General features: G+C 41.6%; 24 protein-coding genes. 21 read left to right on the top strand and 3 right to left on the bottom strand.

Features of this window, described 5'->3' with window-relative positions:
- Positions 1–177: 177 nt before the first annotated feature.
- Both AB669_RS22530 and AB669_RS04040 read right to left on the bottom strand, forming a co-directional pair.
- A complete protein-coding gene (locus tag AB669_RS22530) occupies positions 178–279 on the bottom strand; it encodes an aldo/keto reductase (protein WP_197082334.1) in 102 nt (33 codons plus the stop codon).
- A gap of 352 nt (positions 280–631) precedes the next feature.
- On the bottom strand, positions 632–1,531 hold the full coding sequence (locus AB669_RS04040) for an AraC family transcriptional regulator (protein ID WP_047797993.1): 900 nt from the start codon (positions 1,529–1,531) through the stop codon (positions 632–634).
- Positions 1,532–1,683: 152 nt separating this feature from the next.
- Between AB669_RS04040 and AB669_RS04035 the strand changes: the two genes are divergently transcribed.
- The 21 genes from AB669_RS04035 (at position 1,684) to AB669_RS03940 (ending at position 24,389) form a co-directional block, all read left to right on the top strand.
- Positions 1,684–2,595 (top strand): MBL fold metallo-hydrolase, encoded by a 912-nt coding sequence (locus AB669_RS04035; RefSeq protein WP_197082332.1) that lies wholly within the window; start codon positions 1,684–1,686, stop codon positions 2,593–2,595.
- A 17-nt stretch (positions 2,596–2,612) separates the two neighbouring features.
- Positions 2,613–3,065, top strand: a complete 453-nt coding sequence (locus AB669_RS04030; RefSeq protein WP_156166654.1) for a nuclear transport factor 2 family protein — start codon at positions 2,613–2,615, stop codon at positions 3,063–3,065.
- An 84-nt stretch (positions 3,066–3,149) separates the two neighbouring features.
- Positions 3,150–3,584 carry a flavodoxin family protein gene (locus AB669_RS04025; protein ID WP_053058247.1) on the top strand — a complete coding sequence of 145 codons (435 nt, stop codon included), beginning with the start codon at positions 3,150–3,152 and terminating at the stop codon, positions 3,582–3,584.
- A complete protein-coding gene (locus AB669_RS22040) occupies positions 3,547–3,711 on the top strand; it encodes a hypothetical protein (protein ID WP_156166653.1) in 165 nt (54 codons plus the stop codon). Before AB669_RS04025 ends, AB669_RS22040 begins: the two co-directional genes overlap by 38 nt.
- Positions 3,712–3,730: 19 nt before the next feature.
- The gene (locus AB669_RS04020) at positions 3,731–4,144 is read left to right on the top strand and encodes a DoxX family protein (protein WP_047797991.1); all 414 of its coding nucleotides are present in this window, start codon (positions 3,731–3,733) and stop codon (positions 4,142–4,144) included.
- A gap of 29 nt (positions 4,145–4,173) precedes the next feature.
- Positions 4,174–4,818 carry an aldehyde dehydrogenase iron-sulfur subunit PaoA gene (paoA, locus tag AB669_RS04015; protein WP_047797990.1) on the top strand — a complete coding sequence of 215 codons (645 nt, stop codon included), beginning with the start codon at positions 4,174–4,176 and terminating at the stop codon, positions 4,816–4,818.
- A gap of 55 nt (positions 4,819–4,873) precedes the next feature.
- Positions 4,874–5,839, top strand: coding sequence for a xanthine dehydrogenase family protein subunit M (locus AB669_RS04010; RefSeq protein ID WP_047797989.1), 966 nt, complete (start codon positions 4,874–4,876; stop codon positions 5,837–5,839).
- On the top strand, positions 5,826–8,036 hold the full coding sequence (gene paoC, locus AB669_RS04005) for an aldehyde oxidoreductase molybdenum-binding subunit PaoC (protein WP_047797988.1): 2,211 nt from the start codon (positions 5,826–5,828) through the stop codon (positions 8,034–8,036). The genes AB669_RS04010 and paoC overlap by 14 nt, the downstream gene beginning before the upstream one ends.
- 56 nt (positions 8,037–8,092) lie before the next feature.
- Positions 8,093–8,557 (top strand): cupin domain-containing protein, encoded by a 465-nt coding sequence (locus tag AB669_RS04000; protein ID WP_156166652.1) that lies wholly within the window; start codon positions 8,093–8,095, stop codon positions 8,555–8,557.
- Between the two features lie 68 nt (positions 8,558–8,625).
- On the top strand, positions 8,626–9,180 hold the full coding sequence (locus AB669_RS03995; RefSeq protein ID WP_053058246.1) for a carboxymuconolactone decarboxylase family protein: 555 nt from the start codon (positions 8,626–8,628) through the stop codon (positions 9,178–9,180).
- A 108-nt stretch (positions 9,181–9,288) separates the two neighbouring features.
- The gene (locus AB669_RS03990; protein WP_047797987.1) at positions 9,289–9,675 is read left to right on the top strand and encodes a DUF2255 family protein; all 387 of its coding nucleotides are present in this window, start codon (positions 9,289–9,291) and stop codon (positions 9,673–9,675) included.
- Between the two features lie 72 nt (positions 9,676–9,747).
- Positions 9,748–11,748, top strand: a complete 2,001-nt coding sequence (locus tag AB669_RS03985; RefSeq protein WP_082120577.1) for a pyrroloquinoline quinone-dependent dehydrogenase — start codon at positions 9,748–9,750, stop codon at positions 11,746–11,748.
- A gap of 16 nt (positions 11,749–11,764) precedes the next feature.
- Complete coding sequence (locus AB669_RS03980; RefSeq protein WP_053058245.1) at positions 11,765–12,718, top strand: SMP-30/gluconolactonase/LRE family protein; 954 nt, start codon at positions 11,765–11,767, stop codon at positions 12,716–12,718.
- 85 nt (positions 12,719–12,803) lie between these two features.
- Complete coding sequence (locus AB669_RS21410; protein ID WP_053058244.1) at positions 12,804–13,877, top strand: carboxymuconolactone decarboxylase family protein; 1,074 nt, start codon at positions 12,804–12,806, stop codon at positions 13,875–13,877.
- 359 nt (positions 13,878–14,236) lie between these two features.
- On the top strand, positions 14,237–14,797 hold the full coding sequence (locus tag AB669_RS03970) for an RNA polymerase sigma factor (RefSeq protein ID WP_047797986.1): 561 nt from the start codon (positions 14,237–14,239) through the stop codon (positions 14,795–14,797).
- 61 nt (positions 14,798–14,858) lie between these two features.
- On the top strand, positions 14,859–15,986 hold the full coding sequence (locus AB669_RS03965; RefSeq protein WP_047797985.1) for a FecR family protein: 1,128 nt from the start codon (positions 14,859–14,861) through the stop codon (positions 15,984–15,986).
- 137 nt (positions 15,987–16,123) lie between these two features.
- Entirely contained in the window at positions 16,124–19,747 is a 3,624-nt protein-coding gene (locus AB669_RS03960) for a SusC/RagA family TonB-linked outer membrane protein (RefSeq protein WP_047797984.1), read from the top strand.
- An 11-nt stretch (positions 19,748–19,758) separates the two neighbouring features.
- Positions 19,759–21,186 (top strand): RagB/SusD family nutrient uptake outer membrane protein, encoded by a 1,428-nt coding sequence (locus AB669_RS03955; protein ID WP_047797983.1) that lies wholly within the window; start codon positions 19,759–19,761, stop codon positions 21,184–21,186.
- Positions 21,187–21,251: 65 nt separating this feature from the next.
- Positions 21,252–22,751, top strand: a complete 1,500-nt coding sequence (locus tag AB669_RS03950) for a hypothetical protein (RefSeq protein WP_047797982.1) — start codon at positions 21,252–21,254, stop codon at positions 22,749–22,751.
- Positions 22,748–23,251 carry a protein-disulfide reductase DsbD domain-containing protein gene (locus AB669_RS03945; protein WP_047797981.1) on the top strand — a complete coding sequence of 168 codons (504 nt, stop codon included), beginning with the start codon at positions 22,748–22,750 and terminating at the stop codon, positions 23,249–23,251. Before AB669_RS03950 ends, AB669_RS03945 begins: the two co-directional genes overlap by 4 nt.
- Before the next feature lie 265 nt (positions 23,252–23,516).
- A complete protein-coding gene (locus AB669_RS03940) occupies positions 23,517–24,389 on the top strand; it encodes a helix-turn-helix domain-containing protein (protein WP_047797980.1) in 873 nt (290 codons plus the stop codon).
- Positions 24,390–24,437: 48 nt separating this feature from the next.
- Here AB669_RS03940 and AB669_RS03935 read toward each other — a convergent pair whose 3' ends face one another.
- Positions 24,438–25,313 (bottom strand): AraC family transcriptional regulator, encoded by an 876-nt coding sequence (locus AB669_RS03935; RefSeq protein ID WP_047798085.1) that lies wholly within the window; start codon positions 25,311–25,313, stop codon positions 24,438–24,440.
- Positions 25,314–25,400: the final 87 nt, after the last annotated feature.

Genomic DNA, 25,400 nt, shown 5'->3' with positions numbered 1-25,400 from the left:
ACCATCATCACTCAAAATAAGCATTTAGGTTTAACATAAAGTGTAACATATTTCCAATGTAGACTCAACATAGCAATAATGCAGCCACTGGCTGGATTGCATGAGCCCTGAGTATGGTGACTGACCCAGCCTCATAATAGCCAAAATGTTTCATTTTACTTCATGAATTAAATCTTCTTAAGCGCCTGCCAACTCTTGGATCGATACATCGGGATCAACCCGGTGCTGATAATAAAGATCGATCACATCAGTGCATAATCTTTTAAGCGACCCCTTCACCACAGACTTAATCTACTCTGGCCGGCTACTTAAAGCAGACCAGCGCGTATTTGCCACTACTTCCCTTATAGCCTTAAAACCACAAATTTGTACCGATTAAAATTCCTTATTGAAAAGGCTCCAGTGCCTCGCCAAGCAGGTCCTCATTCGTATATGGTCCATATACTTTAGCCGTGTCAAAAATGTAATCCCTTTTTCAAAGGCAGACCTGATCAGCGATATCATTTCCGTTTTATCCTTTACCCCGCCATATGACCAAGTCCTACCCATTCAGCCTAAGCCAAAGAGCTGATACTTCCAGATCACTCTGACCTAACTTTCTCTTTTTCGTTTTAATGTGCTTAAATTAATCCTAATTCATTATTCTGTAGTCATGAGGAGATTGCCCAACTCTTTGTTTAAACAACCTACTAAAGTGTTGCGGATATCTAAATCCCATATCGTAGGCAATCTCGCTTATTGTTTTTCTAGAGTCAAACATCCGTTCTTTGGCAACATCAATAACCTTTTCCTGGAGATACTCCTGTGCAGACTGGCCTGTCTCCTTTTTGATAAGGTCTCCAAAATATTTGGGCGAAAGACTAAGATCATCAGCGCAGTAAGCCACAGAAGGCAAGCCTATCTGTGCTGGTTTATCTGATTTAAAATAACTGTCCAGCAGCTCTTCGAATCTGGTCAAAATATCCTTATTGATGTGTTCCCTTGTTATAAACTGCCTGTCATAAAAACGTTCGCAGTAGTTCAGCAACAATTCAATTGTACTCACAATGAGTTTGCGACTGTGTTTATCAATGGGATGTTGCAACTCATAGCCAATTTTCCCAAAGCACTCCAGTAAAAGTTCTTTCTCACGGGCAGAAACATGCAGGGACTCCTTAACATCATATGAAAAGTAATGGTAATCTTTGATCATTGTCCCTAGCGCTGTGCCCCTGATCATATCAGGATGAAAAGCCAGTGCCCAGCCGTTGGGCTGAATGGTCGTGCCGTTTTCTGCATCAAAGCCCACCACCTGACCGGGTGATAAAAAGATGAGTGAATCCTCCTGGTAGTCATAGTGACTACGTCCGTAACGAAGATCAGCGCATTTTTCATTCTTTAAAAAGATTACGTAAAGTTCAGAGATGAATTTGGTTACCCGAATCGGTTGAGATTTCGATTGGTCCAGCACCGTGATGAGCGGATGTAGCGTTTGTTGACCTCTTTCGGAATTAAATTGAGTGACACTCTCCAGTCTTTTACCTAGTTCCACAGCTTAACCTTTTGTTTATCCAAAATTACGACAACATTTCATTGCCTTAACATATTAACCACAAAATCAGGAATAATGGTAAGTATTACAGGAATATGTATAAGTATTGGCTCAAAAAATAGGTTGAAATTTGTATTGTAAAGCATACCTGTATGAGAAATCGAAAAAAAATGCTCTTCGCATTCTTGATAGTAACGTGTTATTTATCAGCAGTTGCGCAGAATATCGCGGATACAACACAGCTTAAAAGAAAAAAGTTTCAGGCGACCGCCCCGATCACCGTAGCTTTTGGAAAGGAAGCTTTTGGTGCAGCTGAAACTACGACTGTCCGGTGGCTAGGAATGGCAGGGTTTTTAGTCAATAGCAGAGGAACGACCTTTATGGTTGATCCTTTACTGAAAGGTTTTGATATGCCCTTGTTGATGAAGTTTCCTATTTTACCTCAAGAAGTCCCCCATCTGGATGCAGTTTTGGCAACACATAGTGACAACGATCACTATAGTGTTGAAACGTTCAAGGATTTGTCAGCAGTTACAAAAGCATATCACTCGACCATTTATGTAGACTCGTTAATGAAAAATCAAGGATTGAAGTCATTCGGGCACAGAATCGGAAAGACTTTTGATATAGGAAAAGTAAAGGTGCGGTTAACCAATGCAGATCACGCTTGGCAGAATGCCTTTCCGAGAGCAGGTCAGCGGCATTTTCAGCCAAGAGACGCTTGTGGATTCTATTTTACAACACCTGATGGATCGATATGGGCTCCAGGGGATTCAAAGCTTATGCCAGAACAGCTAAGGCTTCCCGCGCCAGATCTCATACTATTGGATTATTCCGAAGATGCTGTCTGGCACTTTGGCCTGGAAGGGTCAGCAAAGCTGCTTAACGCTTATCCCAATGCAAGTGTTTTACTGGGTCATTGGGGTTTCGTGGATGCGCCGAACTTCCTGCCATTCAATGGTGATCCACAGCGTCTGAAGAATCTGGTCATTAACCCGGAAAGAATAAAAGTGCTGGCTCCCGGAGCCCCATTTGAATTAAAGAAAAATAAAAAAAATAGTTGAAATTATCAATTCATCCTATGAAGATAAATCAAGCCATTTTTGCATGTACTTTAATAGTAACATGCCTTTCAGTTAGCAGGGGATTTGCACAGGCCCGAAGTAAAGATGTAAGTGTTTCTGAAACCAGGAAAAACAAGAAAGCAGATGACGAATTTTTAAGGGCCCTGCAAACAGGTGACGTCAGCAATCTAAATGATGTGGCAGCTCCTGATTTTGTAAACCATGGCGTAGGGAATAAAATTGGTCCTGATAGTTTGAAGTCAAGCATAAGGTCATTTCATAGCAGGTTCAAGCCTAGCAAGGTTGAAGTTGTCAGCCGTACAACCGATGGAGAATACTTCGGCAATTGGGTTAGTTTTATAGGTTCAAATCCAAAAATGATAATTGATGGAATTGAAATGACAAGATATTCGAATGGTAAGGCTATAGAGCACTGGTTTTTTCCAAACAATCAAAGGCCTGAGCATTAATATCACATTGCCACAATAAAACTGAATTATAGAAATATTGAACAGAGCTTATAAGCTGACGAAACTAAATAAAAATAACTGAGAATGTCAATAGTATCAATTGTCTATTATTCAGGTGCAGGACATAACCATAAGTTCGCTGAAGCCGTCCAAGCTGGAGCGGCGTCAATACGAGGTGTAACAGCCAATCTTATTTCTATCCAGGAATCTGATATAATCAGCGGCAGGTATCAAAACACAGAAATGATCCGAGGTCTGGAGGAAAGCGATGCCATAGTATTTGGCAGCCCAACTTATATGGGCGGTCCTGCAGCACAATTCAAAGCATTTGCTGACGCTACTGTCGGTAGCTTGTCCAATCAAAAATGGCGCGACAAATTAGCTGCAGGGTTTACCGTTTCAGGAACACCAAGCGGTGATAAGTTCAGTACCTTACAATATTTCCATACTCTTGCTATGGAGCATGGTATGATTTGGGGAGATGCCAATGCAACCCAATGGCATAAACAGGCTCGGTAGCTGGGGAGGGGTAATGGGTGAAGCCAATCAGGAATCACCCGATGTAGCCCCAAGCGCGCAAGATAAAATGACCGGTGAAGTTCTGGGCAGAAGGGTTGCTGAACTTGCTCTTAAAATGACGAAGTAAATAGTTTTTAGATCTATAAATGACAGATTTATTTGAAACCAGACATTCAAAATTGACCGATATGGCACTGCTGGCCGCCTGTGTTGTTATCTGGGTCATGATGCTAAGCCATGGTCTTCCTAAAGTTACCATGCTGCTAAATGATGCTGTTTATTTTTTTTCTGTAATGGGCATCTCGCCAACAGTTTCCCTGGCGCTTACTTTATTTGCCCAGATTGTCTGTTGCCTGTTTGTTGTCACAGGTGACCTTACAAGGCTGGCATTTATACCGTTAATTGTGAACACAATGGTTGCAATTGTGATCGTTCATGGCCGCGAACCGAACCAAAACAGGGAGCTCGCATGGCAGTTCCCACTTTTATATATCAAGTTGTTTTTAACTGGGCCCGGCAGGTATGCCATTGATCGCCCTGGCACTAAAATAAAAAAATAAAATATCAACCCTGGTAAAAGATTTAATCTATGAAAGCATCCAAAAAACACAATATAACACGACGCGAAATGATCTTGGGTACGGCAGCTGCTGTTACAGTGACCTTGACTTCAAGCAAAATAGATCACGCAGGCGCCCTTGGCGCTCCCACCGAACCGAAGTTGGTCAACCTTGATGTTAATTTAAGTGTGAACGGGAAGAAACATCAGCTTTTGTTAGATACCAGGACAACTCTTTTGGATACCTTAAGGGAGCATTTAAACTTGACCGGCACTAAAAAGGGTTGTGATCATGGCCAGTGCGGTGCCTGTACGGTACTCGTGAATGGACGAAGAATTAATTCCTGCCTCACCTTAGCCCTTCAGCATGAAGGTGACTCCATCACAACAATCGAAGGATTGGGCACACCAAAAAAATTACATCCTATGCAGGCATCCTTTATAAAGCACGACGCATACCAGTGCGGTTATTGCACGCCCGGGCAGATCTGTTCAGCATTAGGCGTATTGAATGAAATAAAGTCAGGGATTCCTAGCCATGTCACTCGAGATCTTACAGGCAAACCAGAGATGAGCAACATGGAGTTCCGCGAAAGGATGAGCGGAAATATTTGCCGCTGCGGAGCGTACTCGAACATCGCCGAAGCATTCGAAGATGTGGCTGCCAAATCCTGAACGTATAACACCAACTGATTGATTATCTGCGTGAGCATATATTAAAAAAAATAGCATGAAAGCATTTACCTACGAACAACCTCACTCACCCGCTGAGGCTGCAGCTGCTGCAATGCGTGTGCCTGGCTCCAAATTTATTGCAGGAGGAACCAACTTACTCGATCTGATGAAACTGCAGATCGAAACTCCAGTTCACCTGATCGATATAGGAAAGGTCGGATTAAATAAAATTGAACCCACATCCGAAGGCGGTTTACGCATTGGTGCGCTGGTCAGCAATACAGATCTGGCAGCAGATCTGGGTATCAGGCGGGACTATGGTCTGCTTTCCAGAGCATTGCTTGCAGGCGCATCAGGGCAGCTCCGAAATAAGGCTACTACCGCAGGCAACCTATTACAGCGTACACGGTGTCCTTATTTTTATGATACCAACCAGCCATGCAATAAACGGGTTCCCGGAAGTGGATGTGCTGCTATTGGCGGCTATAGTCGACTGCTGGCTGTGATAGGATCCAGCGAACACTGTATTGCAACTTACCCAGGAGATATGGCCGTGGCTATGATGGCACTGGATGCGAAGATAGAGACAATCAATGCAAAAGGGAAAGCACGTAGCATACCAATTGCTGAGTTGTATCGTTTGCCCGGGAATACCCCGCATATCGAAACCAACCTGGCGAAAAACGAGCTCATCACCGCAGTTACCCTTCCAGCTCCGGTAGGAGGTGTACACATTTATCACAAGGTTCGGGATCGTGCATCTTATGCATTCGCGCTGATTTCAGTGGGGTTGATTTTGCAGAAGGATGGTACAGGGAGGGTAGCGATTGGCGGGGTTGCAGCCAAACCGTGGCGAAATGTTGAAGCAGAGATATTTCTTCCCGAGGGAGCAGCGTCTACAACAAAAAAACTCATGGCCGGCGCCAACCCAACCAAAGAAAATGAATTTAAACTTGCATTAGTAGAGCGGACGCTACAAAGCGTTTTAAAAGAAGGGAAAAGCTTATATGAAATTCGATAAACCAGCAGGTGCTAATCCCACCGATAGACAACAGGTTATTGGTAAACCGGCCGACCGCATTGAGGGGCCACTAAAAACGACCGGTACGGCCAAATATGCCTACGAGTTTAATGAAGAGGTTCCTAACTATGCTTACGGTTATATCGTTGGCGCAGCAATCAGCAAGGGTCGTATAGCGGAGATTCATCAATTAAAGGCCAAAAATTCACCTGGAGTACTTGCTATCATAACAGCCGCCAACGCCGGGCCTTTGCAACCCGGTAAATTCTATGCCGATAGAATGCTTGCCGGACCAAACGTTGACCATTATCACCAGGCAGTCGCTGTAGTAGTGGCCGAAACTTTTGAACAGGCCAGGGCAGCTGCAAGTTTGCTGCAGGTTGATTATGTTAAAGAAAAAGGCTCATTTGATCTTGAGGCCGAAATGGATTCAGCAATAACACCAAAGCCTGGAGAATTTGGTGGCCCGCCGCAAACAATTGTTGGAGATTTTGAAGGCGCTTTTGCATCAGCTCCACTTAAGCTCGACCAAACCTACACAGTGCCCGATCAATCGCATGCGATGATGGAGCCCCATGCTGCAACCGCCAGATGGGAAGGAGATAAATTAACCTGCTGGTGTTCCATTCAGCAACTGAACTGGGGCGTGAGGGACCTCGCCAATATTTTAGGGATTCAAAAAGAAAATATCCGGCTGATTTCCCATTACATCGGCGGCGGCTTTGGAGGTAAGGGGACAGTATTATCTGATATTGTTGCGGCCTCCCTCAGTGCGCGCGCTGTTGGCAGGCCCGTAAAAGTGACATTGCCCCGGCCGCTCATTTTTAATAATACAACCCACCGGCCTAAAACAATTCAGCGCATTCGGATAGGTGCGAATCCAGATGGAACAATCACGGCCATCAGTCACGAAAGCTGGTCAGGCAATATTCGAGGTGGACGCACCGAAGCTGCTACTGCTTCTACCCGCTTACTATATGCAGGTGCCAATCGCATGACACATTTAAGGCTCGCAGTACTTGACCTTGCTGAGGGCAATGCCATGAGAGCCCCAGGTGAGGCACCGGGCATGATGGCCCTTGAAATTGCTATGGATGAAATGGCTGAAAAATTAAATATCGACCCGGTAGAATTCCGGATCAAGAATGATACTCAGTTTGATCCGGAAAAACCTGAACGTCCGTTTTCAACCCGTTTACTAGTCCAGTGTTTGAAAACCGGTGCTGAACGTTTCGGTTGGAAACACCGCAATTCCGCTCCTGGAGAACGGCGCGATGGTCAATGGCTGATCGGGGTAGGGGTAGCCTCAGCTGTACGTGGAGCTCCGATTACAAAATCGGCCGCGCGCGTTCGGCTTGATCGCAATGGGATAATAACAGTAGAAACCGATATGACTGATATAGGGACTGGGAGTTATACCATCATCGGACAGACGGCAGCTGAAATGATGGGTGTTGGTCTTGATCGGATTGTCGTGAAACTGGGCGATTCAAGTTTTCCGGAGTCTTCGGGATCAGGTGGGCAATGGGGAGCAGCATCTTCTACTTCTGGCGTTTACGCAGCTTGCGTAAAATTGCGTGAACGCGTGGCCCTCGCATTTGGTTTGAATGTTTCACAAGCTGAGTTCTCATCCGGGCAAGTTCGCTCGGGAAATCAAAGTTTCTCCCTATCTGATGCAGCCAAAAAAGCGGATCTGGTTGGAGAGGATGAAATGACCTACGGTGAGCTTTCCAAACAATATGCACAGGACACCTTCGGTGCACATTTCGTAGAAGTGGCGGTACATGCCTATACTGGGGAGATACGGGTACGAAGAATGCTAGCAGTAGCCCATGCTGGTCGGATATTAAATCCTAAAGCCGCACGCAGTCAGATGATAGGTGCAATGACCATGGGAGTAGGGGCGGCCTTAATGGAAGAATTGGTAGTAGATAAAAAGATCGGCTTTTTTGTGAACCACGACCTCGCGGGATATGAAGTTCCCGTTCATGCAGACATTCCTCATCAGGAGGTGATTCTTATGGAAGATTCGGATCCAACGATGTCGCCAATGAAAGCCAAAGGAATTGGAGAACTTGGCCTGGTTGGTGTTGCCGCCGCAGTTGCCAATGCGGTTTATAACGCAACGGGCGTACGGGTCCGCGAATACCCCATCACTTTGGATAAGTATCTTTCCAAAATGAAAAGGCCTATTTAAACAGGAACGGATTGGCTTTTAATAGAATAAATAGCTTGCAGAAAAAAAACTACATTATGAAACGAATTATCATTATTGCAATCACATTTTTTTTGATGATGCAGATCAGCGTTCAAGCGCAGAAGGCAGTTGGGAACCCTTTTCCAAAAGGCAACGAAGTTACTGCGACTTTCACAGGAACAGTTTGGCTGCATCCGCTGGTAGCGAAGGACAGTACTTTCAATCTGGTTGCCGGTAGCGTGACTTTTGAGCCTGGCGCAAGAAGCTTTTGGCATACCCATCAGGCGGGACAAATCTTACTCATTACCGATGGAATAGGTTATACACAGGAAAAAGGAAAGCCAATCAGGGTCATTCGCAAGGGTGAAGTAATTACCTGCCTGCCTAATATTGAACATTGGCATGGCGCTTCATCAGCTAGTTCCATGACCCATATTTCCTTGAACCCAAATGCAGAAAAAGGCGTGGTCACCTGGCTCCAGCCGGTAACCGATGAGCAGTACAACGGACCAAAACAATAAAGACATTTTTTTCGACAGTAGCGGAGGTAAATATTTTCACTTTTTAAAAACGCAACATCAATAATCAAATGGAAAACAAACAAGAATTAAATGATAGACAACGAGGTCTGGTAGCGATTTCATCGTTAACTGCTAAAGGAGATATATCCGGGCTAAAGACTTATTTGAATAAGGCTCTTGATGGCGGACTGACCATCAGCGAGATCAAAGAGGGGCTTGTGCAGCTTTATGCATATTGTGGATTTCCCCGCAGTTTGAACGCAATTAACACGTTTATGGATGTTCTATCGGAACGCAAGGACAAGGGCGTTAATGATGAACCTGGCCGAGAAGCGTCCCCGGTTGAAGTGGGCGATAAATATGAAACAGGAAAAATAAACCTGCAAACATTGACCGGCATTGAAGAAACAGGGCCTAAAAAAGGAGCCATTGGATTTGCTCCGCTAATTGATCTCTTTTTGAAAGAACATCTTTTTGCTGATATATTCAGTAGAGAAGTGCTAACTTTCCAGGATCGCGAACTGATTACCATTTCAACGCTGGCAACGCTAAGTGGGGTCGAATCCCAATTGCAGGCCCATATTGGTATGGGTATGAATACAGGAATGACCGAAGAACAGTGAAAAGAAGTGTTCCTCGTGATTGGAACGATAGTAGGTAAACAACATAGAGATATCGCATTGGCGGTGTTAACAAAGGTTGTTGAGGCAAGGAACGAAAAAAATAATTAGATGAACACAAGAAAATTTTCAGCAGAGCAGCTTCAAAAGATCGATCAGGCCGATGATTTGAAGATAGCACCATTTCGCGAAGATGGTGTCACCTACGGTACGCCGACCTGGATATGGGAAGTGATCGTGGAAGGAGACCTTTATGTACGGGCTTATCATGGAGTATCTTCCAGGTGGTACCAGGCGGCGCTGAAACAGAAAGCCGGACGCATCCATGCTGCAGAGATGATAAAGGATGTAAGTTTTGAACCCGTTTCTGAAAATAATCTGAATCTAAAAATTGACCAGGCCTATCAGAGTAAGTACAGTAAAAGCCCTTACATGACTCATATGATCAACGACGGAGCTAGATCGGCTACAGTGAAGATCCAGCTAATTAATTTATAGAGCAATAAAGGCCGAAACTGTGGATGTCTTTATAAAAAATAAAAACACGTTCACAGTTTAATCGAAAATTACATGGAACATATTAATAGCTATTATTTAAATCCTGCGTCTATAGCCAGACTGATACGTGAAAAATCATTTTTATATAGGCTTTCCTTGAATTTGCTTTGCATTATACACTTCTTTACTACCTCTGACACAATTGCGCAAACTGGTATTGCCCCAGCTGATGGTGGTGGACAAGGAAATGATAAGGCGGGAATGAAGTACGCAGATCTGAGCCAGATTAACGCGCAGAACTTTGGGCAGCTTAAGGTTGCATGGACATGGGAATCTCCTGATACAAAAATCACTTTGAAAGATCCAAAGCTTAAAACCTGGGTTTGGGAGTCTACTCCGGTTATGGCAGATGGTATCTTATATATCAGCACATCCATGTCGCAGGTAGCTGCGATTGATGCAAGCAATGGAAAGACTATATGGATTTACGATCCCGAAACATGGAGGAATGGGCTTCCATCTAATAATGGATTTGTCCACCGGGGGATAACCTACTGGGTTGAAGGTAACGATACGCGCCTCATTATCGGTACTGCAGACGGATATTTGATTTCCCTAGATGCTAAAACAGGTAAACCAGTTTCTGAATTTGGTTCGCAAGGCAGGATTGACCTTACCCAGGGACTGGGAAGGCCTGTAAACAGAAAGATGTATGGGGTTTCCTCACCGGTAGTTGTATGTAAAGGTGTAATTGTCATTGGCTCTAAAGTAAACGACATACCTTTGGAATCGCCAATGCCACCCGGAGATGTCCGAGGCTTCGATGTTAAAACTGGAAAGTTAAAGTGGGTGTTTCATGCAATACCCGAAAAAGGAGAAATTGGGAATGAGACCTGGAAAGATGATTCATGGAAAAAAAACGGCAGTACCAATGTATGGACACTGATGAGTGCAGACGATGATTTAGGCTATGTTTACTTGCCTTTCAGTACACCGACAAATGATAGTTACGGTGTAGCCCGGCCGGGAGCTAATCTTTTCGGTGAAAGTCTGGTCTGCCTTGATGCCAGGACTGGTAAACGGGTGTGGCACTTTCAAACAGTTCACCACGGGTTATGGGATTACGATCTGCCTGCTGCACCTAATCTGATGGATATCACAGTAGCAAATAAAAGGATTAAAGCTGTTGCTCAGGTGACTAAACAAGGGTTCACTTATGTGTTTGACCGGACTAATGGTAAACCAGTTTGGCCAATTATAGAGAAGCCCGTGCCGCAGTCTACCGTGCCGGGTGAAAATTCATCGTCAACGCAGCCTTTTCCTGAAAAACCGGCTCCATTCGATAGGCAGGGAATGAGTGCCAATGATCTTATAGATTTTACGCCCAGGTTAAAAGAGCAGGCGCTGTCCATATTTTCAAGATACAATTCCGGCGAATTGTTTACTCCACCCACGCTGGACAAGCCACTGATAAAAATGCCCGGAATTGCGGGAGGTGCCAGCTGGTCCGGTGCGGCATTCGATCCCATTACTCAAATGCTATACATTCCATCCAATACCTTTCCATATGCGGTAGAACTGGAAAAATCGAAAGTTGCGCCATATGGTCTGATTGGAACAAATAAGCCTATTGAAAGTGTTGATGAAGTGCCGATTTACAAGCCGCCTTATGGCCGGATCACCGCAATCGACATGCAAACAGGACTACATAAATGGATGATCCCAATAGGGGATATAGGAAAAAGTAATGCAATTCTTAAAGAGCTTAATCTTCCCAAACTTGGCAGGGCTTCAAGAAGTCACATTTTGTTAACGAAAACGCTATTGATAGTCGGGCAAGAAGGTTCCACCCAAAGAGAATCCGGAGATGCAACAACTGCTAACTTTCAGATAATAGATCCAAAACTGGAAGCTTATGACAAATTTAATGGACTTTTAATAGGAGAGATACCTTTACCAAGAAATGTTACTGCTGCTCCAATGACCTACCAACTGAATGGAAAGCAATATATAGCCATAACAACCGGCGGCGCCAATTTAACCCCGGAACTAATCGTACTTACACTTCCATAACTAATCTAATAAAGAAATGTTTAGTAAAAAATATGCCATACTAATACTAAGTTTAATTGCAGCAATCTCATATCAGCCCGTTAAGGCAATGCAGCTTTCAGAGGAAGAAAGCCAAAGGGACACAATTGACAGGAGCTTGTTTATTAAAGGAAATTCTACTCCAACGCTTCTTTCGAATCAGTTTGTGCTTACTGAGGGGCCTGCCGTAGGCATTGACGGGACAATATACTTTAACGATGTTGCTGACAATAAGACCTATAAGTACACATCTGCAGGGAAATTAAGTCTTTTTAAAATGAATTCTGGCAATCTGAGTGGGATGTATATGGATCATAGCGGCAGTTTGATAGCCTGTTCAGGGACGAGTCATCGGTTACTTAAAATAGATGCCAAGGGAGAAGTATCTATCATACTCGACATTAACGATTTTCAACCTTTGAATGGTCCAAATGACTTATGGATAAACAGGAAAGGCGACATTTATTTCACCGATCCTTATTATCCTCCTGCTGATGGAACTATCCAGGAGATAGGTTCTGATACTTCAACTCAAAGGGTGTTGTTGCTGAAGAATGGAATGGCAAAAAAGGTAGCTGTTGTAGATGGAACGTTGATTAAACCCAATGGGATAGTGGGAACTCCGGACGGTAAGTTCCTTTATGTTGCAGACATTAAAGCAGATAAAACCTACCAATACAACATCAATTCAGACGGTACACTTAGTAACAAAAGGATATTCTATAATAAGGGATCGGACGGGATGACCTTGGATGAGAGGGGGAATCTTTATTTAACTGGAGAAGAAATTACTGTAGTAAATCCAAAAGGGATTAAAATTGCGAGTATTCATACGCCTTCAAAAAAGATCACCAATTTGTGTTTTGGTGGGAAAGAAAGTAATATGCTTTTGATTACTGCCAAAAAGGAAGTGTATTTATTAAAAATGAACGTTACAGGAATTGAGAAATAATAAATTGTACACCACAGATAATACAACATCCTCACTTAAATTTATTAACTGGCCGCTATTACCTCACAAAATATAAAGAAAAGATATGAAAAGGACTGACTATTTCAATATGCGTTATCTAAAGGGAATAATCGCAATATTATTGCTTTTAATTGGAAATGTTGTGCGTGCACAAGATAAGCAAACCGAAGCATTGAATTCTCACCAGGTAAGCCTAGGGAGCATTGCTGCGCTAACTGCGGTGGGAGACTTAAAGCAACTTAAAACAGAAATAAATACCGGTCTTGATGCTGGTTTAACGATCAACGAAATTAAAGAAGCATTGGTTCAGTTATACGCCTATTGCGGGTTCCCAAGAAGCCTGAATGCAATCAATACCTACATGGAAGTATTGAGCGAGAGAAAAAAGAAAGGGATCGTAGACAAACCCGGAAAAGATGATAACCCTGAAACGGACAAATCTGGTCGATATGAACAAGGCAGAAAAGTGCTGGAACAATTAAGCAGTTCTCCACAAGTGAAACCAGCGCCAGGTTTTGGAGAGTTTGCCCCCCGGATCGATGCATTTTTAAAAGAACATCTTTTTGCAGACATTTTCGCAAGCAGTGTACTAAACCATCGCCAGCGTGAATTTGTTACCATTTCGGCCCTTTCGGCAATGCCAGGTGTGGAATCCCAGCTACAAAGCCATATCAAGATGGGAAGGAATACAGGAATCACTGATGCGCAGTTGATTTCCCTATCCAATGTGATTGAGAAGTGCATCAATAGGACCCAGGCGAATACCCTTAGGAAATTGATTTCAGCTTCACTGGCACAATTGCCAGAACCAGGTATGATGGTACGTATTTCAGAAATAGAAATTTTCCCTAATTATCTAACGGAGTACAATGCGATACTTAAGGAAGAGGCGGCTGCATCTGTAAACGTCGAGCCAGGTGTAGTATGTATCTTTCCTATGTATATAAAAGAAGATCCCAATCAAATTCGCATTATTGAAATATATGCAAACAAAGAGGCTTACCAGTCTCACTTAAAGACGCCTCATTTTCAACACTATAAAACTACAACCTTGCCAATGGTAAAGTCCTTAAAACTAATTGATATGAGTAGTCTGGATCCGGGTACCATGACAAAGCTGTTTGAAAAGCTAAACTGACACATGGATAACAACCGAATAAATCCATTATTGGAAAGGTTTTACCAATGATCTTGAGTTGCTTGTCGGTTTGACTAGTGTAAATTGAAAAATCCCACCGATCAACCTATCCAGTGAATATTAAAATGGGGTAAGTTTGGAGGGAAAGCAATAATTTATGCCTAAAAGGGATCATACAACCCTTCAAAATTAAAAATATTGGAAATCGAAACTTTTCTTCCATAGCAAGTAACAAACCACTCTATATGCCCCGTTTGCCATTTACAAAATCATTTAGGACTCACGAGGATAAGATGCGTGGTGAATAGGAGTTGTTTGGTTAGATTAACGTTAAACTGCTATATTTGCTATACGACCTGATGCTCAAATATAGAAACTATACCGATTCAGAACTCACTAAACTATTTATAGCAGGTGACGAAGTTGCGTTTGCTGAAGTTTATGATCGCTTCTTTAGCGTATTATATGTGCATGCCTTAAATAGGATAAGATCAAAGGAAGAGGCAAAAGACATTGTACAGGACTTATTTGTAAGCTTATGGAATAAACGTCAAGCTGCAGATTTAAGTAATCTCTCTAATTACCTGTTTACTGCAGTGAGAAATCGCATTATAAATTTGATCAGTCACAAAAACGTTGAATCCCGGTATTTAATGGGTTTACCCAAGAATTTGATCCTACAGGAATGCCTCACAGATCATCGCCTACGAGAGCGTCAGCTCGCAGAAATTATTACGCGGGAAGTAGCCCATCTCCCTAGTAAAATGAGAGAAGTGTTTGAGATGAGTAGGTCCCTTAATCTAAGTCATCGAGAAATTTCTCAGCAATTAGGGATTACCGAACAATCTGTGAGAAGTCATGTTAAAAACGCACTTAAAATTCTTAGGTCGCGACTAGGAATGATATTTTACTTATTTTAATTTTTTTTACCCCCATACCTACCCATCTTACTGTCTATATTTAAAAGGGCATAGCTTTAGGATGAAACAACTTAATTTACAACAGTTAATAGATAAATACAGCAATGGGACATGTAGTCCAGAGGAGTTGGAAGTGGTTGAAAATTTATACCTCCAATGGAAAGTTCAGCCACAAGAAATTAGTGAAACTGAACTGGCATCAGTAAAGGCCGAAGTGTGGTCAGGGGTGTCAAAGGAATTCAAACCTGTCCATGTTGTATCTATATGGAAAAAAATAGGTTTAGCAGCTGCAATTTTAATTTTTATATTTTCGGTAGGTATTTTGCTAGTGAAATGGGGGTCAGATCATGATGCTCAAATTAATCGATATGCCAATGATGTTCCGCCCGGTCACAAGGGCGCAACATTGACGCTCGCTGACGGACGAAAGATCAAGTTAGCCAATGTCGCCTACGAAGTGCTGGATAGATCCTCTGGTTTAAACATCAAAGCCGCCAATGGTAAAATTATCTACACTTATTCAGGAAATAACGAGATTACAAAAGGTACTCATACCTTATCTACCGGCGAAGGCGAGACCTATCAGATAATATTACCTGATGGATCTTTGGCGTGGTTGAACGCTGCAAGCTCATTAACTTTTTCTACCCAATTGGGTAAATCGCCCCTGCGTAAGGTATTCTTGCGTGGAGAAGGATATTTTGAAGTAAAAAAAGATAAATCCAGGCCATTCTTTGTGGAAAGTAAAGCGCAGAGGGTAGAGGTTCTAGGTACCCATTTCAATGTTAGAAGTTATAATGATGATAATAGCACAAAGACAACTTTAATAGAAGGGACGGTCCATGTAAGCCCGTTAAATTCAACCAATAAAGGAATTACCTTAAAGCCGAATCAGCAGGCTGTGAACACGAAAGATGGAATATCTTCAAAGCTTGTTGATGTTAGCGAAGTAGTGGACTGGAAAAACGACGGCTTCGCCTTCAATGGCGAAAATTTTGATGAATCCATGCGTAGAATTGGAAGATGGTACCAAGTTGAAATCATTTATGATCCCCACTTTAGCAAAGATGTAGAAATAGGGGGATTTATTTCTAGAACCAACAGTTTAGCAACTGTTTTAAAGTTTATTGAATCGACAGGAAAAGTTCATTTTAAAATTGAGGGAAGGAGGGTGTTCGTAACAAACTAAACCGCTAAACATAAAACCAGAAGTACAGTCGTACTCCTGGTCTAATTTGGCACAGAATAATATCAACTATAAATTGTGGCTTGTCGCCCAGGTTTCGAAGACAAAACGACAAGTTACCAGAACCAAACTAAAAGTAAATGTATCAAATTTTTACCAAACAAACTGGTATACCTAGATTGGTATGCCGTAAGATTATGCTAATTATACGATTAACTACCGTTGTACTTCTCGCATCTCTTCTTCAGGTTAGTGCTGCAGTTTTTGGACAGCGAATTTCATTTGAAGGTAAAGCTGTCCCACTTAAAAATGTGCTGAAGACTTTTCAGCTACAAAGCGGATACGATTTTATCTACGACCTGAAACTTATCAAACAGTTGGGTAATACCGATGTCGACATCAACAATGCATCTATTGATGAGGCTTTGCGGACTGTCTTTGAAAAGTTTCCCTTAATTTACACCATTCAGGGCAAAAAGGTGTCTATAAGGTCTAAACCGGCTCCATCAATTTTAGAAAATCTTCTCAGAAAGTTTGCTAATATTGATGTCAGTGGTAGCGTAAATGATGAAAATGGAGGTCCTTTGCCAGGTGCTACTGTCAAAATCAAAGGTTCTGATGTCAGCGTAACAACTGATGGAGATGGCAAATTCTCTCTGAGAGATGTTCCTGAAGAGGGTTTTATAGAAATTTCTTTTATAGGGTATCAAACCCTGGAGTTAAAAGCTACGAAAAACTTCGGCGCAATTAAATTAAAAGCGTCAAGTCTGGAATTGAATGAAGTTCAGGTCGTCAATACAGGTTATCAAAAAATTTCTATTGAAAGAGCCACTGGCGCGGCCACCACGATCACCTCAAAACAATTGCAAACCCGATTTACGCCCAATATTATTGACAATCTAGAAGGTCGTGTTGCGGGTCTTGTAAATTACGGAGGCCGAACAGCAATAAGAGGTACCGGGACTTTATTTGCAGAAAGTAGGCCGTTGTTGGTCATTGATGGACTGCCTGTTGAAATGGCATATGAAGATGTTAATCCATACGATGTGGAGTCTGTCACAATATTAAAAGATGCTGCCGCCTCTGCTATCTATGGAGCGCGGGCTTCTAACGGTGTTATTATCATCACTACGAAGAAAGCAACCAATCTAAATAAAACAGATATCGAGGTTTCTTCAAATATCACACTGTGGCAAAATAGAAATGTGGATTATGCAGATAATTGGTATATGACCCCTGAACAACAGGTTGATCGTGAAAACCAGTATTTTAAATGGCTATATAATCAATCGCCGACTGCGGCCGCTTCGTTGGCTAGCATGAGCAATGCCCTGGCAGGGACGGGGAGCTTCAGTCTTATTCCCACTCCGATTCAATATGACCATTTTTTATTAAAAACCGGCGCTATTCAACAGTCTGAGCTTGACCGTAGACTAGCTCAATATAAAACCCAGAATTTTGCAAAAGATTACGCTGATAACCTATTAAGGCAGCGAGTTCTGCAAACTTATAATTTATCGTTAAGAAATAGAACTGAGCACTTCCAATCAAATTTGATTATAAATTATAAAGCGGATAATATGGGTAAAGTGTCGGATAACTATAATCAGTGGAATCTCTTCTATAAGGGAGCCTACGAGATGACAAAATGGTTGACTGTAAATTTTGGCGTTAACAATATACTCCAGAAAACTTCTGAACGTCGGAATAACTATGTTGAAAATATAATGGATCCATTCAGTTTGCCGGCCTATTATAGTTTATTTAATCCAGATGGAAGCCAGGCCAACCTTTCGCCTAATTTTACACATTATTATACGCCATATTCCAATTGGGCGGAAAACAATCCGGCGCTCAGGCCAATGCAATATCATCTATTGGAGGAGATAAATCTGAACAAGCATAATACTGAAAGGCAAAATAACCGGTTCCAGGGAGAGTTGTTATTTAAGGTTATCCCTGGGTTAACCTTAAGTACACAATATGTGTATGAGGCCAATCGTCAATCAACGGTCAACAACGCTGAAGAAGATAGTTATTTGATGCGTTTGATGCGAAATGCTTACAGTATCAGGAACACAAATGGCACTTACCGGTACCTGATTCCGCAAACCGGAGGTAGACTCGCCACAGAAAATAGTCAGGGTAACTTTTGGACCGCACGTGGACAGGCCAATTTTACTAAGGTAATAAAAAATGTTCATCACCTCGACTTAATCGCTGGAATCGAATTTAGGGAAACCAATACTAAAGGTACAAGAAATCTTTATCTGGGATGGGACGATCAGTTACAGTCACATTCTACAGCAACAGTCAACTTCAATGATCTATGGAACGTAGTTAATACAACTTCATATGCTCCAGGCTACCCGGCGAGGCAATTTCTCTATACTCCGTTTATTGAAAATGCTATGACGCTCAATCTTCCTGATAATAACTTGACTGAAATTCGGCGCCGCTATGCATCTGCTTATGCCAACATAACCTATACCTATGATAGGCGCTACAATATCTTCGGATCCATCAGGAAAGACTTTGCTGATGTTTATGGTCTTGCCACACAATTTCGTGGATCTCCCTTTGGTTCAGTTGGCTTAAGCTGGAATATCAGTAACGAACGTTTCATGGATAATCTCAAGGAAATAAATGCATTAAAAATAAGAGGTAGTTATGGCTATACGGGGAATATATATCAGGGAGCTACGAGTTTCATGACTGCTACCACCGGTCTGTCCAATAGCTATACTGGTTTGCCCAGAGCCAGTATAGAAAGCCCCGGAAATCCAAATTTATCATGGGAAAGAACTGCCACCATAAATCTAGGAGCAGAATTTACCCTATTTGATGCGAGGCTTCGCGGCATTCTTGACTGGTACAATAAGAAAAGTGACAAGGTATTTTCAAATCAAACGCTCGAAGTGACCAAGGGTTTCACGAGCCTGGTGATGAATATGGCCAATGTTAAAAACAATGGCCTGGAAATTACGCTTGCATATGACTGGTTTCGTGGAAAAAATAGAAATGATTTCTCTTGGACAAGTTCAGTAATTGGATCATGGAACAAAAATGAGGTAACACACGTAGAGGTTCAAGCCATCAATGCCTCACAAATTGTTAGTGTTGGCTATAAACAGGGTTATCCGATCCGCTCTTTATTTTCATACCGATATGCAGGCCTGACAGCAAATGGGCTACAATCTTGGTATGCCGAGGATGGCAGGATTATATCTGACGTAGGTATTCGATCGGCTACACCTGAATCAGTCTATTTCAATGGCCAGGCTGATCCTAAATACACCTTTTCAATGGAAAATCAGATTACTTGGAAAGGCTTTAGCCTAAATATATTAATGGTCTACTATGGGGGGCATCATATGTATGCCAACCAAGTTCAATCGCAATTGTTCCCTAGTAACCTGCCCGTCAGATCATGGTATTTAGATGCCTGGACACCAAGCAATCCCGGGACAAATGTTCCTGGAATCTGGGAGTATAATGCGAGTGTCAGTACAAATCCAACAGTCCAGAATAATACTGATTTGTTTGTTCATCGAGCAGATTTTCTGAAAATACGAAATTTGGTGGTAGGCTATGACGTGCCACGAAGTAACGTTTCCAAAATTGGTCTAAAAGGTTTGGGACTTCGTTTCCAGATGAACAACCTGCCAGCAATATGGAAAAGTAATGACATTGGCGTGGATCCAGAGACTTTGGGTATTAGACTTCCCACAAGTTATGTTTTTGGACTTAATATTAATCTTTAAAGCTAAGACAAATGAAAAATACAATCTTTACTATAGCGATAATCTTGGCGGGATTTTTGACCAGTTGCGAAAAATTTACCGAGATTGAACCAAAAGGCAGAAACTTGCTCAGTAGTGTAAATGATTTGGACTTATTACTCAATGATCCATTTCCCGGATTTACCGTGCCCCGAACGGCAAATCTCACCTCTGGTATTTATAATACCAACCTTGCTCTGTTGAAAAATGAGACGGTGAGGACATTTAATTATGCTATAATATTTTGGGATGAGCGCGCAGACAGGGCGGCGCTTAGGCCTAGCTGCAATATTTACGAACCAATATACAGTGTTATAGGTAAAACATGTAATCCAGTTATAGCAAGAGCCGATCTGGCGAGGGGGGACAAACAACTAGCGAACCGTTATAAGGCGGAAGCTTACGTCCTTCGAGCCTGGTTTCATTACCTTGCTGTAAATATCTTTGCAAAAGCCTATAATCCCGCCACAGCAGCTACAGATGGTGGCGTACCTTATTTATTGGAGACGGATGCATTATCAGAACCCTCTAAAAAATACACTGTTGCTGAAGTATATGAACTCATTACAAACGATCTTAACAACGCATTTAAATTAAATGCCTTGCTTAACGAGGGGATCAACCCACAACGTGTCGGCAAATCATTCGCCTATGCTGTACAAGCTAGGGTAAATCTATCGATGCGTAGGTTTGATCAGGCCTTGATCGCAGCTCGGTCCTCGCTTGCCATCAATAGTCAGCTTGATAACCACAACAATATGTTGATCGACTATCCAGTAGCAGGCATTTCTCCTAGTCCAAAGGGTTGGGCAAGACCAAGATTTAGCAGTAAAGAAGATTTATTTAATACACTGACCTTTGCTACTCTGACCTGGTTCCCGCCAGAACTACTCGCGCAGTTTGACCGCAATTCAGTGCTTTATAATTATATGCCTACACAAATGAACATTCCTTTTGCAGGAGATGCCGGGAACTCGTTTTTCGGTATGCCTGGCCAGAAAGCAGTTTGGACATTGGGTAGTACCGTATCCGAGGTTAGCGGTGCTGGCTTGACATCGGTAGATATGCGCCTGGCCGAGGCCGAATGTCTCTTACGTAGCAACGATCTACCAGCTGCAAAGGAAAAGCTGGAAACGATTCGTAAAATGAGAATCATTACTAGCAGATATGCAGCATCTTCCGCAACTACCAGGACTGAACTATTCGCGCTCTTGAAACAGTTATCAAGAAGTGAGAACTTCATCACCTTTAAGGATATGATTGATTTAAAAAGATGGAATACTGAGCCTGAATTTGCGGCAAACTTGCAAAGAACAATTCTTGGAACAACCTATACGTTAACACCACAATCACCATTATGGAATTTTCCATTTCCACAAAATGCAACAAGTTTTAATCCAGGATTGACGCAGAATTATTAATAGAATCACTATTTAAGATCCGTCTTGATCCATTCTTTAATTTTAATTATCAAACAATGATAAATATGAAAAAAATAATGATTTGGGTGATGCTGGTATTGGCAGCACCCGTGTTCGGCCAAAAAAACATACTAAATAAAACAAGCGTGTTATTCGTTGGGTATGATCCAGCAAAAGCGCTCCCTGAAATAAAGCGCATGGCTCCAGGCATGATGTCGGCAAAGGACTTTATCGCCCAGTACCCGAGCCGCATGCCGGCCTTCAAAGAGCTCCTTAGTCGTTATTTCTCAACAGTCAAAACTATAGACTGCCGAGATTGGAAGCCAGAGGATTCGCAAGGATACGATGTTACGGTATTTGATTTCCCAACAAGCATTTTAGAACCCGAAAAAAGAGAGAAACTTGAGTCTGGAAAAATTGAGAATATACCGGCACGGTACCTGCCTGATAACTTTGACAAACCCGTAATATTTATAGCCAATACCGCTGATGTGATGGGTAGGAAGATAGGTTTGAAATTGGACTGGTTATGTTTGTGTTTGGATGCAGATGCGCACCATGTGAATGCAAACCATGCAATCTTCAAAGGCCAGCTCGAAAAGGTGAATCCTACCTTGGAGCAGAAGAAAACTCCTGAGGGGATTTTTCATTATTCTACAGGGGCAAATGTTCCCAAAGAGATACCGATGTGGCGGGTGCAGAAAACCAGCTATAGTGAAAATAAAGGTGCCCGGGTCGGACTGGTAGCCAGGGGTAACCGATTTGCGGAATCACCGGACACCGAAACCATATCTAGTGGAGTCTGTCTCAAAGATGTTGGTGCTGTCGCTTTAGGCAGGCATGGAAACTTTTTTTTATGGGGGTTTGGAGCATCTCCTTTAGATATGACTGACGAGGCGAAAAAGGTTTTTGTAAATGCAGTTGCCTACATGAAGCAGTTTGATGGAAAAATACCGATTGCCAGGAAGTTTAATGATAGAATGGCTACAACTGATGATGTCATAGAAATCATCGCCAATGCAACTAAAGAAAAATATAATGATTATGTGAAGGAAATCCAGTCTTCAAACAGCAATAGGGCGGTGAGAGGCAAGCTGATAAAAGATAAAAAGGCTGCTGGGCAGGCTTTAACACCGGAAGAAGAAGCTATATTCCCCTATATTGACCGTGTACAGGAAGTAGATACCTACGAACAATACCTAAAAAAGCGAATGGGGAACCTGTCTAATAAGTTTGGTAATGATGCAAGTGCTTTTCGAAAATACCTTACCGAGAATTTAAAATACGTTTACTGTAATCCTGCAGGATCTTTTGAATATAGTATAGATGAGGATGTAAAGCACGTTGGCATATCCAACCATGATGTCAAATTGCTGGAAAAATGCGTGACAATGCTGGCTGCGAATGATCAACCTGAACTTGCCTCAAGGGTATTAAAAAGATATACCAACGAAAATTTTATAAGTGCTAATGATTGGCGCAATTGGCTTTCGCAAAATAGGAGTAAACTGTTTTTTACTGAAACAGGGGGATATAAATTTATGATTAATACATACAGCAAATGATGAAGAAAATAGGAATGACTTTAATGTTTACGCTCACAGTATTATTTGTGAAAGCACAGTCTCCGTTTGATAAGAAAATTACTGAAGCAATTAAGCAGCTAAGTTGTGCCGTGGCTTCAGAGGAGATCCCAGTTACTTTGAATGCCAGAATAGTTACCGAAATGGATAGCGCTGCAGTGATTGTTAAGATACAAATCTCACCAGGGTGGCATGTTTATCAGCATGTACCCACCAGCATGCCTTACATCGCATTGGAGCATATTTTAAAATTGCCGGAAGATGTCAAGCCTATAGGGACCTGGATAGTTTCTCCACCTATTCCCTCGGTACAAGATGAAGGTGTATTGATTTATGAGAATGAAGCATGGTTTGTGCATAAAATCCAGACGGTAGGTGAGAAAAAACAAGATTCGATTATCCGAGCAGGTGTTTATTACCAGGCTTGCGACCTGCGACAATGTCTGCGGCCATCTGAACTCGCATTGGATTTGAAAATGTAATGCTAACAACTAAACTACATATTTAACAAGGAATCAAAGGGCGAAACTATTTTAAATTTTCGCCCTTTTTTGAATTTTACCCAATTAATGTGGTAGAATTATTTGATATAGGACGCACCCTTAACCTCCTATTTTTTAATGTTGTATTTAAGCGTAGATGCATTCAACATATCTAATTTAAGGTGCACTTATTCGAAAGCATCGATCAGATTTTCCGTTTCTATTTCAGTATAATTGTATTTTGAACATTATCATTTAATTACTAATGATTAAAAGGATTCTTCGCCATACCTTTTCTCTACTCCATATCGATCATGTGAAACTCGGCAGAAAATGGAACTATAGCAATGTGATCAGTCCATATCACCGCATTTATTACATTGATGAAGGTAGTGGTGAAATATCTGATATGCACAACATATTTACGCTTGAGCCGGGTTATCTATACATCATACCGAGCTATACCTTGTGCAATCTTACCTGCAGTAAATATCTGAGTCAATATTTTGTACAGTTCTTTGAGGAGTCTGCTGATGGACTTTCCATGTTTGAAAATAATCGCTCGATTTCAAAGATTAAAGCCAAACATATTGATGTAATAAATTTCAAACGTTTGTTGCAAATTAATCCGTTAAGGGGAATAAATCGATCAGATAATCCAAAAGTTTATGAAAGAAATGATTATTATAAAGAATACCAGGAACTTAACGACAGGCAAAGTCTGTCATATTTTATTGAAACTCAAGGTATCATTTTGCAACTAGTATCCAGATGGTTTAATGCTTCACAAATGCAGCAATTAAAGGATTCGGTCAATATACCGCTCAAAATTCTAGATACCATTAGCTTTATATCTGCAAATCTTCATCTCGATTTATCTGTAGGTTCCCTTGCAAATAGATCCAATGTAAATCCGGAATACTTTTCCAGACTATTCGAAAAACATATCGGCCAACGTCCGTTAAGGTACGTGAATCAAAAACGCATTGAAAGGGCCGAGTATCTGATGATAAATACAGAAATGACCCAGAGCGAGATTGCAATCGCAGTCGGCTTCACCAGTTCTGCGCAACTTTCCCGAACATTCAAAAATATTAATGGAAATTCACCAAAAATATTCAAAATGAATCCTAAATAAATTAAGTTCAATCATTTTAATCCCGATACCTGGTTCTAAAGCATGCAATTAAATAATAATATCTACTTTAGTTTGGAGCCTGTATTTGGTCGGTGTTATCCCTGTGAATCTTCTAAAAGTTCGAAAAAAATAGGCCATCCCGTCAAAACCGGTTTCAGAGGCAATTTCTTCCAATGATTTGACTGTAGTGGTAATTAAATACTGAGCTCTTTCGATTCGCTTTTCATTGATGTAGGCTATTGGACGATCGCCGGTATATCGTTCAAAGACTCTAGAAAAATAATCTGGATGATAGCCTGCCTCTTTTGCGAGTAAACCTACCGTTAAATTTTTATTGAGGTTAAGGTGAATGTAATTTACGGTTTCCATGATCTTACTTGGGACAATGCTCTTATTATCATGCGAATTTCCAAGGGGAATAAACTTGGAGAGCAATTGGAAAAGTATACCTTGAGTTTCGAAATACTCAGATTGGCTTTGAGCATTGTTTAGTTGTTGATATTCTCTGTAATAAATGCTTTTTTCATAAATTTTTGGATTGTTAGAGCGTTTGATACCTCTACTAGGATTGATTGCAAGAAGCCTCTTGAAATTTTCGATGTCCCATTCGGTAGCCTTTTCCTTGATTAAAGACCTGTTGTTCGCAAATAGGGACAATCCATTTGTGGAATCTTCAAAAAACTGCACGAAATACTGGGCAAGGTGATTGTCGCATTTCATATTACAGAGTGTGAAAGACGGTATCATGTACAAAAAACCAGGCTCAAGGTAGACCTTTGATTTTGTATCCCACAACCATCCCTCCCCATCATGAATATAGTATATCCTGTAATATGGACTGATGATATTTTTAAAGTTCCATCGTTTGTCAAGTTTTACATGGTCAACATGGAGCAGGGATAGCGAATGTTTAAAAGTCCTCATAATTAAAATACTTACAGTCTTTTGTAAACTAAACATCAATTGTGATTAAGAACCACTTATGCTAAAGTAAAGTTAGGCAATCCGCGA

The organism is Pedobacter sp. BMA, assembly GCF_001027745.1.
Classification (GTDB): domain Bacteria; phylum Bacteroidota; class Bacteroidia; order Sphingobacteriales; family Sphingobacteriaceae; genus Pedobacter.
This window is presented reverse-complemented; position numbering and strand designations above follow the sequence as displayed.

Excerpts from the sequence above, each read along its gene's own strand:
- AB669_RS03940 (WP_047797980.1), top strand. The coding sequence starts at position 23,517 with ATGATTAAAAGGATTCTTCGCCATACCTTTTCTCTACTCCATATCGAT.
- AB669_RS03960 (WP_047797984.1), top strand. The coding sequence starts at position 16,124 with ATGTATCAAATTTTTACCAAACAAACTGGTATACCTAGATTGGTATGC.
- paoA (WP_047797990.1), top strand. The coding sequence starts at position 4,174 with ATGAAAGCATCCAAAAAACACAATATAACACGACGCGAAATGATCTTG.
- AB669_RS04020 (WP_047797991.1), top strand. The coding sequence starts at position 3,731 with ATGACAGATTTATTTGAAACCAGACATTCAAAATTGACCGATATGGCA.
- AB669_RS03945 (WP_047797981.1), top strand. The coding sequence starts at position 22,748 with ATGATGAAGAAAATAGGAATGACTTTAATGTTTACGCTCACAGTATTA.
- AB669_RS04025 (WP_053058247.1), top strand. The coding sequence starts at position 3,150 with ATGTCAATAGTATCAATTGTCTATTATTCAGGTGCAGGACATAACCAT.
- AB669_RS21410 (WP_053058244.1), top strand. The coding sequence starts at position 12,804 with ATGAAAAGGACTGACTATTTCAATATGCGTTATCTAAAGGGAATAATC.
- AB669_RS03985 (WP_082120577.1), top strand. The coding sequence starts at position 9,748 with ATGGAACATATTAATAGCTATTATTTAAATCCTGCGTCTATAGCCAGA.
- AB669_RS03970 (WP_047797986.1), top strand. The coding sequence starts at position 14,237 with ATGCTCAAATATAGAAACTATACCGATTCAGAACTCACTAAACTATTT.
- AB669_RS22040 (WP_156166653.1), top strand. The coding sequence starts at position 3,547 with ATGCCAATGCAACCCAATGGCATAAACAGGCTCGGTAGCTGGGGAGGG.
- AB669_RS03995 (WP_053058246.1), top strand. The coding sequence starts at position 8,626 with ATGGAAAACAAACAAGAATTAAATGATAGACAACGAGGTCTGGTAGCG.
- AB669_RS04000 (WP_156166652.1), top strand. The coding sequence starts at position 8,093 with ATGAAACGAATTATCATTATTGCAATCACATTTTTTTTGATGATGCAG.
- AB669_RS04035 (WP_197082332.1), top strand. The coding sequence starts at position 1,684 with ATGAGAAATCGAAAAAAAATGCTCTTCGCATTCTTGATAGTAACGTGT.
- paoC (WP_047797988.1), top strand. The coding sequence starts at position 5,826 with ATGAAATTCGATAAACCAGCAGGTGCTAATCCCACCGATAGACAACAG.
- AB669_RS04010 (WP_047797989.1), top strand. The coding sequence starts at position 4,874 with ATGAAAGCATTTACCTACGAACAACCTCACTCACCCGCTGAGGCTGCA.
- AB669_RS03955 (WP_047797983.1), top strand. The coding sequence starts at position 19,759 with ATGAAAAATACAATCTTTACTATAGCGATAATCTTGGCGGGATTTTTG.
- AB669_RS03965 (WP_047797985.1), top strand. The coding sequence starts at position 14,859 with ATGAAACAACTTAATTTACAACAGTTAATAGATAAATACAGCAATGGG.
- AB669_RS04030 (WP_156166654.1), top strand. The coding sequence starts at position 2,613 with ATGAAGATAAATCAAGCCATTTTTGCATGTACTTTAATAGTAACATGC.
- AB669_RS03990 (WP_047797987.1), top strand. The coding sequence starts at position 9,289 with ATGAACACAAGAAAATTTTCAGCAGAGCAGCTTCAAAAGATCGATCAG.
- AB669_RS03980 (WP_053058245.1), top strand. The coding sequence starts at position 11,765 with ATGTTTAGTAAAAAATATGCCATACTAATACTAAGTTTAATTGCAGCA.
- AB669_RS03935 (WP_047798085.1), bottom strand. The coding sequence starts at position 25,313 with ATGAGGACTTTTAAACATTCGCTATCCCTGCTCCATGTTGACCATGTA.
- AB669_RS03950 (WP_047797982.1), top strand. The coding sequence starts at position 21,252 with ATGAAAAAAATAATGATTTGGGTGATGCTGGTATTGGCAGCACCCGTG.